General features: G+C 72.0%; 12 protein-coding genes. 5 read left to right on the forward strand and 7 right to left on the reverse strand.

Going from position 1 to position 13,137, the window contains the following annotated elements; genetic code table 11:
- Positions 1 to 2 precede the first annotated feature (2 nt).
- Together ACWEJ6_RS29355 and ACWEJ6_RS29360 are read right to left on the reverse strand one after the other, a co-directional pair.
- Entirely contained in the window at positions 3 to 1,199 is a 1,197-nt protein-coding gene (locus tag ACWEJ6_RS29355) for an MFS transporter (RefSeq protein WP_452427872.1), read from the reverse strand.
- A gap of 87 nt (positions 1,200 to 1,286) precedes the next feature.
- A complete protein-coding gene (locus tag ACWEJ6_RS29360; protein ID WP_358286094.1) occupies positions 1,287 to 1,739 on the reverse strand; it encodes a carboxymuconolactone decarboxylase family protein in 453 nt (150 codons plus the stop codon).
- Between the two features lie 69 nt (positions 1,740 to 1,808).
- On the opposite strand from ACWEJ6_RS29360, the gene pdxR reads away from it, so the two are divergent.
- Positions 1,809 to 3,188: a MocR-like pyridoxine biosynthesis transcription factor PdxR gene (gene pdxR, locus ACWEJ6_RS29365; protein ID WP_452427874.1), complete on the forward strand. Its 1,380-nt coding sequence runs from the start codon at positions 1,809 to 1,811 to the stop codon at positions 3,186 to 3,188.
- A gap of 135 nt (positions 3,189 to 3,323) precedes the next feature.
- Here the strand turns inward: pdxR and ACWEJ6_RS29370 are convergent, their stop codons facing one another.
- Positions 3,324 to 4,130, reverse strand: coding sequence for a GNAT family N-acetyltransferase (locus tag ACWEJ6_RS29370; protein ID WP_452427876.1), 807 nt, complete (start codon positions 4,128 to 4,130; stop codon positions 3,324 to 3,326).
- Positions 4,131 to 4,159: 29 nt separating this feature from the next.
- A complete protein-coding gene (locus ACWEJ6_RS29375) occupies positions 4,160 to 4,639 on the reverse strand; it encodes a winged helix-turn-helix transcriptional regulator (RefSeq protein WP_452427878.1) in 480 nt (159 codons plus the stop codon).
- A 170-nt stretch (positions 4,640 to 4,809) separates the two neighbouring features.
- Between ACWEJ6_RS29375 and ACWEJ6_RS29380 the strand changes: the two genes are divergently transcribed.
- Complete coding sequence (locus tag ACWEJ6_RS29380; RefSeq protein WP_452427880.1) at positions 4,810 to 5,622, forward strand: SDR family NAD(P)-dependent oxidoreductase; 813 nt, start codon at positions 4,810 to 4,812, stop codon at positions 5,620 to 5,622.
- Between the two features lie 112 nt (positions 5,623 to 5,734).
- Here ACWEJ6_RS29380 and ACWEJ6_RS29385 read toward each other — a convergent pair whose 3' ends face one another.
- The gene (locus tag ACWEJ6_RS29385; RefSeq protein ID WP_387669586.1) at positions 5,735 to 6,325 is read right to left on the reverse strand and encodes a hypothetical protein; all 591 of its coding nucleotides are present in this window, start codon (positions 6,323 to 6,325) and stop codon (positions 5,735 to 5,737) included.
- A 504-nt stretch (positions 6,326 to 6,829) separates the two neighbouring features.
- Here ACWEJ6_RS29385 and ACWEJ6_RS29390 point away from each other — a divergent pair.
- The 3 genes from ACWEJ6_RS29390 to ACWEJ6_RS29400 all read left to right on the forward strand — a co-directional run bounded on the left by ACWEJ6_RS29390 (position 6,830) and on the right by ACWEJ6_RS29400 (position 8,822).
- Positions 6,830 to 7,144: an ArsR/SmtB family transcription factor gene (locus ACWEJ6_RS29390; protein ID WP_358286085.1), complete on the forward strand. Its 315-nt coding sequence runs from the start codon at positions 6,830 to 6,832 to the stop codon at positions 7,142 to 7,144.
- Complete coding sequence (locus ACWEJ6_RS29395) at positions 7,141 to 7,716, forward strand: SRPBCC family protein (protein WP_452427883.1); 576 nt, start codon at positions 7,141 to 7,143, stop codon at positions 7,714 to 7,716. Before ACWEJ6_RS29390 ends, ACWEJ6_RS29395 begins: the two co-directional genes overlap by 4 nt.
- Positions 7,717 to 7,862: 146 nt before the next feature.
- On the forward strand, positions 7,863 to 8,822 hold the full coding sequence (locus ACWEJ6_RS29400) for a carbohydrate kinase family protein (protein ID WP_452427885.1): 960 nt from the start codon (positions 7,863 to 7,865) through the stop codon (positions 8,820 to 8,822).
- Between the two features lie 115 nt (positions 8,823 to 8,937).
- Here ACWEJ6_RS29400 and ACWEJ6_RS29405 read toward each other — a convergent pair whose 3' ends face one another.
- Both ACWEJ6_RS29405 and ACWEJ6_RS29410 read right to left on the reverse strand, forming a co-directional pair.
- Positions 8,938 to 11,520, reverse strand: coding sequence for a glycosyl hydrolase 2 galactose-binding domain-containing protein (locus ACWEJ6_RS29405; protein ID WP_452427887.1), 2,583 nt, complete (start codon positions 11,518 to 11,520; stop codon positions 8,938 to 8,940).
- Positions 11,521 to 11,541: 21 nt separating this feature from the next.
- Positions 11,542 to 13,098 (reverse strand): beta-N-acetylhexosaminidase, encoded by a 1,557-nt coding sequence (locus ACWEJ6_RS29410; protein ID WP_452427889.1) that lies wholly within the window; start codon positions 13,096 to 13,098, stop codon positions 11,542 to 11,544.
- Positions 13,099 to 13,137 lie beyond the last annotated feature (39 nt).

Raw genomic sequence — 13,137 nt, forward strand, 5'->3', positions numbered from 1 at the left:
CGTCATGTCCGGCGGCCCGCGACGGTGACGAGCGGCGGCACCAGAACGGCCAGGGCGCCGCCGATCCACAGCACACTCACCGGGCCGGCGGCATCGACCGCCAGTCCGCCGGCGAAGGCGCCGAGGGCGATGGACAGGTTGAACGTCGAGACGTACAGGGAGGACGCGGCCTCGGTGGCGGTAGGGGCGGCGTTGAGCATCCAGGTCTGGAAGGTGACCGGGACGGCGCCGTACGCCAGTCCCCAGACGACCAGGACCGCAGCCGCGGACCGGACGTCGTGGCTGCCGATCGCCACGGCGGCCATGGCGGCGGTGAGCAGCAGGCCGATGCCGCACACGGTCTGCCGCAGGCGCGTGGTGACCAGGGCGCCGGCGAGGAAGTTGCCGCAGATGCCGGCGACGCCGAAGACGAGCAGCAGCACGCTGATCATGCCGTCGGCGACGCCGTCGTCGTGGAGGATGGGCCGCAGGAAGGTGTAGGCGGTGAAGTGCCCGGTGATGGCCAGGAAGGTCATGGCGAGACCGGTGCGGACGGCGCGGTGGGTGCGCAGCACGCGCGGCAGGTCCGCGAACGTGAGGGTGCGCTGCGGCGCCACCTTCGGCATCACGATGACCATGCAGGCCAGCGAGATCAGGCCGAGCACGCCGACGGCGGCGAACGCGGTGCGCCACCCGGCGAGGTCACCGGTCAGGGTGCCGGCGGGCACGCCGAGCACGGAGGCGGTTTCGACGCCACCGAAGACGACCGCGGTGGCGCGGGCCACGTGGCGTTCGGGCACCAGGCGCAGGGCGATGCCGCCGGCCAGGGACCAGAAGCCGCCGACACTGATGCCGATCAGGAAGCGGGCCAGCAGGACGACGGCGAAGCTGGTGGCGAAGGCGGAAGCGAGGTTGGCCGCGCCCACGATGCCGATCAGCACGACCAGCACCAGGCGGCGGTCGATCCGGGCGGTGGCCACAGTGACCAGCGGCGCCGCGACGGCGGCGACCAGCCCGGGCACGGTGACCATGAGCGCGGTGGTGCCCTCGGACAGGTCGAGGGCGGCGCCGATGGGGGTGAGCAGTCCGACGGGCAGCAGTTCGGACGTCATCAGGGCGAAGATGCCCAGCGTGACGGCGAGGATCGCGGACCAGCCCCGGACCGGTGAGGGGCCGGGGCCCTGGGCCGCGGCCGGCGAGCTTGCCTCGATGGTGGTCATGGGGTGGGGGCCTCTCCGGGTGCGGTCAAGGCGCGGGCGGTGGCCGCGACGGGGCGGCCACCGCCCGGGAACAGGGACACGGGGCGCTTACTCGGTGCCGGGGGTCTTGCGCGTGGTCACGTTCATGCGGTTCCAGGCGTTGACCGTGAAGATCAGCGCGATGAGCTGGGCCAGTTCCTTGTCGTCGAAGTGCCGCGCGGCCTCGTCGTACACCTCGTCCTCGACTCCTCGCGGCAGCAGGGTCACCGCCTCCGTGAGCGCCAGAGCGGCGCGCTCCTTCGCGGTGTAGAGGCCGGCCTCCTGCCAGGCGCTGAGCTGGTAGATCCGCGCCTCGCTCTCCCCCGCCCGGCGGGCGTCGCCGGTGTGGTAGTCGATGCAGTACGCGCACCGGTTGATCTGCGAGGCGCGGATCTGCACCAGCTCGATCAGCACGGGGTCCAGCCCTTCGCGAGCCACGGCGTCCAGGGCCAGCACGGCCTTGAAGACCTTGGGGGCGACACGCGAGAGGTTCATCCGTTCGGCAATGGCAACGTTCGTCATGCCACCACGCTAGGAGCGTGATCGGCCCACGATATGGTGCATTCTCATGTCTCTTTCCTGGGCCAATTCGTGAGCGGCAGCGACCTGCATCTGGAGCTCACCGGCAGCGGCGGCGCCCGCGTACGGCTGATGCGCGCCCTGCGCGAGGCCATCCGGTCCGGACGGCTGGCGCCCGGCGTCCGGCTGCCGCCCTACCGCGCCCTCGCCGTGGACCTGGGCATCGCCCGCAACACGGTGGCCGCCGCCTACGCCGAGCTCGTCGAGGAGGGCTGGCTCACCGCACGTCAGGGCTCGGGCACCGAGGTCGCGCACCGCGCCGCGCCGGTGGAGCCGGACCTGCGGCGAGCTCCCGCGCGTCCGTCCCGCCCGCGGATCGTCCACGATCTGACGCCCAGTTCCCCGGACGCCGCCGCCTTCCCCCGCTCGGCCTGGGCCACGTCGGCCCGGCGGGCGCTGACCGCCGCGCCCAGCGACGCCTTCGGCGTCGGCGACCCCCGCGGCCGGCCCGAGGTGCGTCAGGCGCTGGTGGACTACCTGGCGCGCACCAGAGGCGTACGCACCACGGCGGAGCACATCGTGATCTGCTCGGGGTACGCGCACGGGTTGCGGTTGCTGTGCCAGGTACTGCGCGGCCCGGTCGCCGTCGAGGCCTACGGGCTCGCCTTCCACCGCTCTCTGCTGACCGAGGCCGGGCTGAGGACCGTCCCGCTCACCGTGGACGCCCACGGCGCCCGGATCGAGGACCTTCCCGCCACAGACGTGCGAGCGGTCCTGCTGACGCCGGCGCACCAGTACCCCACCGGAGGCGCCCTGCACCCCCGGCGGCGGGCCGCGGCCATCGACTGGGCCCGCGCCACGGGCGGCCTGGTGCTGGAGGACGACTACGACGGCGAGCTCCGTTACGACCGCGAACCGGTCGGCGCCGTGCAGGGCCTCGACCCCGACCGCGTCGTCTACTTCGGCTCGACCAGCAAGAGCCTGTCCCCATCGCTGCGGCTCGGCTGGATGGCGCTGCCCACCCGGCTGGTGGACGACGTGCTCGCCGCCAAAGGTGCGCGCGAGTTCTGGTCGAGCGTCACCGACCAGCTCGCCCTGGCCGACTTCATCGCCTGCGGCGCCTACGACCGCCAGCTGCGCCGGATGCGCGCGATCTACCGGCGCCGCCGGAGCCTGCTCACGGCCACGCTCGCCGAGCGCGCCCCGCACATCACCGTCAGCGGCATCGCCGCAGGCCTGCACGCCGTGCTCGACCTTCCCCCCGGCACGGAGGAGGCCACCCTGCGCGCCGCCCGCCGCCTCGGCCTCGCCCTCGACGGCCTGGGTCCCTACCGGCATCCGGACAGCGCCATGCCGGCACGCGACGGCCTGGTCGTCGGGTACGGCACACCAGCCGAGCACGCGTTCGCCGCCGCGCTGGACGCCCTGTGCCTGGCCCTGCCGGCCCGGTGACACCGGGGTCGATGAGGCCCGCCCCAGCTGACGCCCCGGCCGTGGCGCGGCCTTCCCAGGCCATGTCGCCCGGTCGCGCTCAGGGACTCCGCGGGCCCGGCCCTTGACAAGAGGCTGTGAACCAGCGCCCGGGGTTCAGGGGTTGACGGGGTGTTCGGTGAAGTGGCCGCAGGGGCGGAAGCCCAGGCGGCGGTAGACGGGCTCACCGTCGGCCGACGCCTGCAGGACCGCGATGCGGTGATCTCGGTCGCGGGCCGTACGCAGTGCCGCGAGCGTGATGGCGCCGCCGTAGCCCCGTCGGCGGTGGGCGGCCAGGGTGGAGATGTTGTAGATGCCGGCGACCCCCGCGTGCTGGAACACTTCGGCGGAACAGACCGGACGGCTGTCCACGTAGCCGACCAGATACCGGGCCGGGCAGTGCGCGGCCAGCGCCTGCGGGGCGGCCCGGGCGAAGAAGCGGCGGACGGTGCCGGCGGGCGGATCCCAGTTCGCGGCGAGAACCGTGGCGTAGTCGGCGAGCTGTCCGGGCGTGGCGACCCGCTGGATGTCCAGCCCCCGGACGGCGGGCGGCGGCAGGGCGTCGTCCAGCTCGGCCCACATCGCCGTCTCGCGTTCGGACGCCGGCAGACCGGCCGCCGTCAGTCGGGCACCGAGGTCCGGCGGTGTCGAGGCGGGCCCCACCCACCAGGAGAAACGGCGGCCGGTGCGAGTCAACGTCCGAGCGGTCTCGCTGATGCGGGCCGTGGCGTCGGCGACGGTGAAGCGGGCCGCGGCGACGATGTTGAAGGTGTCGTCGTCCAGGCCGCTGTCGGCGACCAGGAGGTCATCGGTCTCCGTGACGGTCGCGCCGGGCATGCTCCGGTGCAGGTGGCAGGCGTGTTCCGCCAGGTTCCGCTCCATCCTGTCCAGCAGGTCGGCTTCGACGAGTGAGTGATCATGCATGCTGAGCCCTCATCTCCCGGGGCGGAGTGTCACCGCGGGGTCCGGGAGGCCATGAGGGCCTCGGGGAAGCCGGGACCGTGGACGACGTGGATCTGTCCGAGGTCGGTGACCTCGCCGCAGGTGCCGCAGGTGGTCTGCTCGGTGATGGCCCCGCCGCAACCGGTGTGCCGATACAGGATGGGCGGACCGTCGGGTGCCGCCCATCGATCACCCCACTGCGTCAGCGCGATGATCACGGGTGCCAGGTCGAGCCCCTTCGCGGTCGCGGCATAGCGGCCCCGGTCGGGCTGCTCCTTGCTCGATCGCCGTTCGAGTACGCCCGCGTCGACCAGGCTGTCCAGGCGTTTGGCCAGGATGTTGGTCGCGATGCCCAGGCGCTGGAAGTCGGCGAACCGGGTCGCTCCGGCGAACAGCACGTCACGCACGATCAGCAGGCTCCATCGCTCGCCGACGACCTCCAGCGCCCTGGCGGCCGAGCACACCTGCGTGTCGTAGGTCTTGCCGAGCATGGCGACCCCACCTCCCAGAGGAGCACTTGCGTGATGCAAGACTACCCCTCTAATGTCGCTTGCATCACGCAAGTGCGCTCTCGAATGGCGCACGGCTCCATGGCCACGACCACGGCGTGACCAGCGAGCCCGCCCGCCCGTCCGGAACAACGATCATGTGGAGGTCACCGATGAGTGGATTGCTGCTCAAGGACAAGAACGCCGTGCTCTACGGAGGCGGCGGCGCGATCGGCGGCGCCATCGCACGGGTCTTCGCCAGGGAAGGCGCGCGGGTGTTCATCGCCGGGCGGACGCAGGCGAAGCTCGACGCCGTGGCGCGTGACATCGCCGCCGCGGGCGGAAAGGTCGAGACGGCGCGGGTCGACGTGCTCGACCAGGAGGCGGTCGACAAGCACGCCGCCGCGGTCGCGGCGACGGCCGGCGGCATCGACATCGCCGTGAACGCCGTGAGCGTCCAGCACGACCAGGGAACCTCGCTGGCGGATCTGTCGCTGGAGGAGTTCATGCGGCCGATCGACGGCTTCTTGCGGACGCTGTTCATCACCAGCAAGGCCGTGGCCCGGCACATGGGGGGCGAGCGTCCCGGTGTGATCCTGACGCTGTCGGAGCCGGGCGCCAAGCTGGCCGTTGGCGGCATCTTGGGACACGCCGTGAGCGCGGCCGGCAAGGAGGCGTTCTCCCGGGTTCTGGCCGCGGAGCTGGCACCGAGCAATGTCCGGGTGATCGGCATCCGTCCCCACGCTGTCGTCGACGCGCCGGCCGCCGGTTCCTACACCAAGGAGCTCTTCGAGCAGGCGGCGGCAGCGGCCGGACAGTCGGTCGAGGAGATGCTCGACGGCGGGGCGATGGCGCAGGGGACGCTGCTCAAGAGGCTGCCGACGCTCTCCGAGATCGCGGAGACGGCCGCGTTCCTGGCGTCGGATCGAGCGGGGGCCATGACCGGGACGATCGCCAACCTGACCAGCGGCGCGATCGTCGACTGAGTTCGGATTCGCCAGGACGTTCGCCGGGCTGCGGGGACAGCGAGGGCGCGGATGAACTCGATCATGGCGCGGTGGGTGCGGTCGTGCCGCCGCTAGCTGCGGTCCGGGATTGTCAGAGGCCCGCGATGTCGATCGCCTGGTCGAGGTACGCCTCGGTGCTTCCGGGCCAGAAGCGCTCGTAGAGGAGATATTCCAGCGGGTCCCGCCGTTCGTCCGTCAGGAATTCGCGGGCGGCCCGGGGGTGGTTGGACAGGGCGGCCATGACGGCCGCCATGGGGTCCCGTTCGTCCAGGGGAATGGCGCACATCGGCCGCGAGTCCGGACAGAGGTTCCGCCAGTACGGGGACGCGGGAGGCTGGCTGCGTTCGTAGTCGTAGACCTTGAAGGCGAGGTCGCGCAGGAACACGTCGGCGAAACAGCCGTATCGCAACAATTGCCCGAGCGCGAACCCGGTTTCCGGGTCATCGAGGTTTTCGAGCAGACGGTGGACGTAAGGGGTCGAGATCCTGGCCGCGCCAGGTGCGCGCGAAGCGGTGCCGAGAAGCGTGCTCAGCGCCCTGGCCAGCCTGTCAAGGCTGGTGGACTGGATGGCATGCGCGCGGCGCAGACCGGCCAGAAGGCTCTTGAGCTGGCGCGGCGGCATCACGGCGGCGAACGCCACGGCGAAGTCGGGGTCGTTTCGGCGCTTTTCGAGTTCGGCCAAATCGTGGGAATCGATGGCGCCCTTCTTCCCCTCCGCTCCGCAGAACGACTGGACGAAGGAATCGTAACCACAAGAATGATCGGGCAGCGCTGTCCCACTTTTCCGCATAAAAACGAAAAGTCGGGCAACTAATCTCCTCTAGAGACACCCTCTCGGGACAAATCGTCCGCCAGCGCCGCACATCACGAAGAGGTAACATTAGCGAGCCCTCGGACGGACACGAAAAAACCACATGCCCGACCGGAATCCCGGCCCCCGCAGCCATCAGGGCAGGACCCCGGACGACCCCCCTCATCGAAACGGACGCCGGCGAACGACCCGTTCTCGGGCCAGAAATCCGGCGAGGCGACACAGCCGAGGAGACCTCCCGACCCAAAGGGACCTCGCGAGCCGAGGGGACCTCGCGAGCCGCGACGAGTTCCGCGGCTCGCCGAAGGGCCCGCCGACAGGGATGCGCGACATGTATTCCTTGACAGGCATATACCCGAAAGGGAATATGAAGGCATGTCCGTCGACGCGTTCTCCGTGCTCTCCGAGCCGACCCGGCGTCGGATCCTCGATCGGCTCCGGATGGCCGAGAGCAGTGTGAACGAGCTGGTCGAGGCGCTCGATGTCAGCCAGCCCACGGTGTCCAAGCAGCTGAAGGTGCTCAGGGAGGCCGGGTTCGTCACCTGCCGCACCGAGGCGCAGCGGCGCATCTACCGCCTGCACGCCGGCCCCTTCCAGGCGCTGGACGACTGGCTACAGCCGTACCGGGCCCTGTGGGACACGCATCTCGACGCCCTTGAGCGCCATCTCGACAACCTGGAGCAGCCATGACCCCAGACGCGTACCGCCCGAGCCCGCCGGCCCAGGTCGGCAGCGAGGTGACGGAAGGTCGCTGGACCCTCGTCTTCGTCCGCGACCTGCGGCATCCGCCGGAGAAGGTGTGGCGGGCGCTGACCGAGCCCGGACAGCTCGCGGCGTGGGCGCCGTACACCGCCGACCGTGATCTTTCCGTGGCCGGTGGCGCGACCCTCACGATGATCGACGACGAGAAGCCTCAGGACCTGGTGGCCGAGGTCGTCCGCGTCCAGCCGCAGACGCTGCTGGAGTACACGTTCGGCACCGACCTGCTGCGGTGGGAGCTGGCGGCGACCGGCGGCGGCACGCGTCTGACGCTGCGGCACACCGTCCTGGACCGCGACCTGCTGCCGAAGGTGGCGGCCGGATGGCACCTCTGCCTCGACGTGGCCGACAGGCTGCTCGAAGGGCGGCCGATCCCGCCGATCCGGGGTGCGGCGGCGGTCGGCTTCGGCTGGCCGGAGCTGAACGACCGGTACGCCCGGCAGCTCGACGTCCCGAACACCGGCCTGCCCGGCCACCTGAAGGACGGCGACCAGCGCACCTGACGGGCCCGCACCACGCCGGACGCGGCCCCGGAGCCGACAGGGGCGGGGAAGGCGGCCGGGCTGCGATGATGAGCTCCCATCCGGAGACGTCGATGCCGCCCGGGGCGTACGGTGCATCGGCGGCGCGCGCCAGGAAGGCAGGCTCGATGATCGCTGTTCTGGGCGAGTGCGTCGCCGACGGCTTCACCACCGCGACAGGCAGCGCGGCAGGTGGCGTGGCAGGTGGCGCAGGGCAGGGCGGCGAGCTCGGGTTGCGGGTGCTGCCGGGCGGCGGCCCGGCCAACACGGCGGTGGCGCTGGCCAGGCTCGGCACGCCGGCCCGCTTCCTCGGACGCATCTCCGGCGACGTGTTCGGCGCGCTGTTCCGTGAACGGCTGGCGTCCTCGGGCGTGGACCTGTCGGCGGCCGTCGAGGCCGCGGAGCCGAGCACGCTCTCGGTCGCCGCGCTCGACGACGGCGGCCAGGCCGCCTACACCTTCTACGCGGGCGGCACCGCCGACTGGCAGTGGAGCCGGGACGAGCTGACCCCGGCCCGGCTCGGCCCGGCCGCCTGCCTGCACACCGGGTCGCTGGCGCTGGTGAGGGAGCCGGGCCGGGCGGCGGTCGAGGAGTTCGCGCGCGCGGCCGCCGCGCGGGCCACCGTCTCGGTGGATCCCAACGTGCGGCCCACTCTCGCCGCCCGCGAGGACTACCGGGTCGAGCGCTGGTGCCGGTGGGCCGACCTGCTCAAGCTCAGCGAGGACGACCTGCGCTTCCTGATGCCCGGCGTGCCGGTGGAACGCGCCTGCGACACCTGGCACGCCGCCGGGGCCCGGCTCGTCGTGGTGACCCGCGGGGCGGCGGGCGCGCTGGTGTCCCTCGACGGCGAACGGGCGGAGGTGCGGGCGCCGGAGGTCGTCGTCGTGGACACGGTCGGCGCCGGCGACTCCTTCACCGCCGGGCTCCTGCACGACCTGGGCGCGCGCGGCCTGCTCGGCGGCCGGCTCGACGGCCTCGACCTGGACACCGCCGTGGCCGCCGCGTCCTTCGCGGCCCGGGTGTCGGCGCTGACGTGCTCGGTGGCGGGCGCGAACCCGCCCTGGGCCGACGCGCTGGCAACCCCCTGACCGCCGCCCGCGCGGGACCCCGGCAAGCGACCGGGATCCCGCCCGGGGCGGCGGGCCTGGTGGACGAGAAGGCGAGATGGACGGAGAAGGCGGGCCTCGGGGTCGGGGAGGCGGGTCAGGTGAGGGGGACGGTCGTGGTGGGGACGTTGTAGCCGCGCACGCGGAGCGCCGGCTGCCGGCCGCCGAGGTCGCTCGTGCGGTACGTGGCCGTGATGGTCGTGGTCTCCCCCGGCCACAGCGTGACGTAGTTGTCGGTGTAGGTCACCGGGACGACCTCGCGCCCGTCCGCGACCACCTCCGGGCGCACGAGGAAGGCCAGGCCGGACGGGTTGCGCAGGGTGATCGTGACGGTCTCGGTCCCGGCGGAGACGGCGCGGACGCCGGTGGCGGCGACGTCGGCGGCGGGCAGGGCGTTCAGGCCGGTGAGGTCGGCGTAGGTCTTCGGCGTGGTGCGGTACCAGTTGCTCTTGTTGCCGAGCGTGTCGGGCGCGGTGGAGTACCAGTAGACGTTGTCGCTGACCTTCGCGCCGGCGGCGTCCTTGAGCTGGAGCCTGATCAGGTACGTCCGCGACAGCCCGGTCAGCGCCGGGATCGTCAGCACCTGGACGCCCGCGTTGGCCGTGGCGGTGACGGGGGCCGAGGCGGTGTACTGCTGGGCCAGGTCCGGCAGGTTGTGCACGGACACCGTGGCGGTCAGCCCGGAGCGCGTGGTGAGGGTCGAGTTGACCACGTGGACGGCCCGGGTCAGGTAGTCGTAGGCGATGTGCACGGGTTCGGTGGCCTTCTTGGTGCCGAAGTAGCCGCCGCCGGGCTTGAGGTAGTAGTCGTAGAGGTTCCAGTGGACCGACGGCCAGGCGTTGTTCAGCATCCAGAAGATCGAGCCGAACGAGCGCACGTGCTGCCTGGCGCTCCACGCCTCGAAGAAGGCGCGGGCGTTCTCGTAGTTCTGCGCCTCGGACTTGCGGGACTGGTCGGCGGCGGAGGCGGGCGTTCCGTAGCGCTTGGCCAGGCCGGTGCTGTAGGGGGCGATGGTGTCGAACACGCTGCCCGGCTTGCCGGCGTGGTAGTTGTACGCCGTCCCGATGGGCCAGACGTCGGCGGGCGCGAGGAAGCGCTGCAGCGTCTCCAGGGGCGGTGGCGACTCGGTGCCCTCCTCCCCCGTGCTGCCGTACGCGCCGCCGCTGCGGCTCTCGTCCCACCACAGCACCGGCGGCTCCCACACGTACGGGCCGTCCATCTTCATGCCGGCGTCGGCGTTGGACCAGGTGGCGACGTTGTCCAGGGTGGGGTTCTGCCAGTGCAGGGCCGTGGCCACGCTCTTGTACGCGGCCAGGTGCGCGGCCGTCGGCGGCTGGTCGCTGCCGTAGGTCCACAGGAACACCGAGGCGTGGTGGCGCAGCGAGCGGAGCTGGCTGTCCAGCGAGGCGCGGGCGACCTGTTCCTGTTCGGCGGTCCAGGCGCTGTCGTCCTCCCAGGCGCTGCAGCAGACGAAGCCCGGCATGACCAGGATGCCCGCCTTGTCGGCCATGTCGTACAGTTCCTCGTTGCCGAGGGTGCCCTCCAGCCTGATGGTGTTCAGGCCCATGTCCTTGACGTAGGCGATGTGGGCGGCGTTCGTCCTGGTGTCCCAGCGTTGCATCAGGTCCCACACGTACCCGCCGCCGCGCAGCAGGATCGGCCGGCCGTTGATCTTGTATCCGGCGAACGAGGTGCCGTTGACGGTGGTGCGGTAGTCGGTGACCTGGCGGATGCCGAAGTCGATGGTCTTGCTGTCGGAGGCGCCCGCGCTGACCGTCAGGCGGTACAGCTCGGGGCTGCCGAACTGGTACGGCCACCACAGCACCGGATCGCTCACGTGCAGGGGCGCGAAGGCGACCTCCTTGCGCTCGCGGGCGGCCAGCGTGACGGCCTGGGAGAAGGTGAGGTCGGGCCGGCCCGCCTTGGTGATCGTGCCGCTGACCGTGGTGGTGACGGGGGCGTTCGTCGCGTTGACGGCGTCCACGTAGACGGATAGGTCGGCGGCGGCGCCGGACAGGGTGGTCCGCACGTACGGGTCGCGCAGGGCCACCGGGCCCGTGGTGTCCAGCAGGGTCGTGTTCCAGATGCCCGCGTTCATGTCGGGGGCCTCGGGGTTCCAGTCGACCGTGCAGGTGGACAGGTCCTTGCAGTCGTGGCGCGGCGGGGTGACCTTGACGGCCAGCGCGTTGACCGCGCCGGGCCGGATCGCGGCGGTGGCGTCGTACTCGTGGCCGACGAACGTGCCCACGGCCGCGGCGTCCAACTGCACGCCGTTCAGCCAGATCTGGGCGCGGTAGCTGAGGCCCTTGAAACGCAGCCAGTACACCTGGCCGGGGGCCGTGGCCGGGGCGGTGAACTCGCCGCGGAACCACCAGTCCTGGGTGGTCAGGTCGGGCACGTTCTTGAGGTTCTGGCCGAAGTAGACGTCCTGGTAGACGCCGTTCGCGACCAGCCCGGCCAGGACGGTCGAGGGCAGGGTGACCGGGTGCCAGCCGGTGGTGGCGTACCCGGGCGTGGAGATCGCCGCGCCGGTGTCGGCGAGGCCGGTGGCCGGGCGCAGCGCCCAGCCCGAGGCCAGCTCGGTCGAACCGGCCGCCGCGACGGCGCTGCCGGCGCTCACCACCCCCGAGGCGAGCAGCAGGACGAGCACGGCCAGGACGCATCTGATCGATCGTGACATGCGCAGCTCCTGAGGGGGCTCCTACGAACCGGAGGGCCAGGCGATCTGGGTGGAGCGGTAGTAGGCGATCCCCATGACGCGCCAGCGCGGGCCCTGCGCGCCCAGCCGCTGCCGGAACGCGGTCCAGTCGCGCGTGGCGGAAGGGGACCAGCCCAGTTCGGCGAGCGCGGGCAGGCGGGGGAAGGCCATGTATTCGAGGTCGGCCGACGTCCTGAGCGTCTCGGTCCACAGCGGCGCCTCGACGCCGAGCACCTGCTCGGGCGGGAGCCTTCTGAGGTAGGCGCCGGGATCCCAGCCGTAGGCGTCCTTGACCTCGATCGTGCCCGCCCAGGTCTGGCCGAGCGGGGTGCGCCGGTTGTACTTCATGTCCAGGTAAGCGCGGCTCGCCGGGGACATGACGACCTTCCGGCCCGCCGTCGAGACCGCCGTCTCGGTGGGGTCGCTGCCCCAGTACTGGACGACCGTGGAGGGCAGCGGGGTGGCGTTGACGACGTCGTGCCAGCCGATCACGGTCTTGCCGTGGGCGGCCACGATGCCCTGCGCCCGGTCGACGAACGCCCGGTAGTCGGCCGGCGTCGTGGAGGACGCCTCGTCCCCGCCGATGTGCAGGTACGGGCCCGGGGTGAGCGCGGCCAGCTCGCCGATCACCTGGTCCACGAAGGTGTAGGTGAGCTCCTTGGACGTGCACAGCGAGCTGAACCCGACGTCCGTGCCGGTGTAGCGCGGCGGGGCGACGCCGTCGCAGGTGAGCTCGCCGTAGGAGGCGAGGGCGGCGTTGGTGTGCCCCGGCATGTCGATCTCCGGGATCACGGTGATGTTCCGCGCGGCGGCGTAGGCGACGATCTCCTGGTACTGGGCCTTGGTGTAGAAGCCGCCGGGATCGCCGCCGACCGCCGTGCCGCCGCCGTAGGAGGCCAGCCGGGGCCAGGAGTCGATCGCGATGCGCCAGCCCTGGTCGTCGGACAGGTGCAGGTGCAGGCGGTTGATCTTGTAGAGCGCGATCTGGTCGAGGTACCGCTCGACCGCGTCCACCGGGAAGAAGTGCCTGGCCACGTCGAGCATCGCGCCCCGCCAGGGGTAGCGCGGCCGGTCCACGACCCGCCCGCCGGGCACCGGCCAGGGGCCCGGCTGCACCGTGCCGGCCTCGGCGGCGTACGGGAGCAGTTGCCGCAGCGTCTGCACGCCGTTGAACAGCCCGGCGGGCGCGTTGGCCAGCACGACGATCCCGGTGGCGGTCACGTCGAGCTGGTACGCCTCCTCACCGCCGGCCACCGTGCCCAGCCGCAGCGCGATCCCGTCCGCCGGCGGGGCGGTCACGATCGGGACCGGATAGCCGGTGGAGCGGCGCAACCGCGCGGCGAGCTGCTCGCCCACCTCGGGCGCGTCGGAGTAAAGGGCGGTCGCGGCGGTGATCAGGTACGTCACCCCCGCCGCCGGGACCGCGCTCACCGGAGCGGGCACGATCGCGCCGAAGGCGACGGCGGCCGCCGCCGTGGCACTGGGCGAGACGGTCACCGAGGCAGGGACCGACAGGGCGAGCAGGGTCGTCAGCACGACCGCAGCGGTGCGGATCTTCATGACCGCCTCCCGAGGGTTGCCCCCACCATACGGACGCGA

It is taken from the genome of Nonomuraea sp. NPDC004702 (assembly GCF_053601695.1).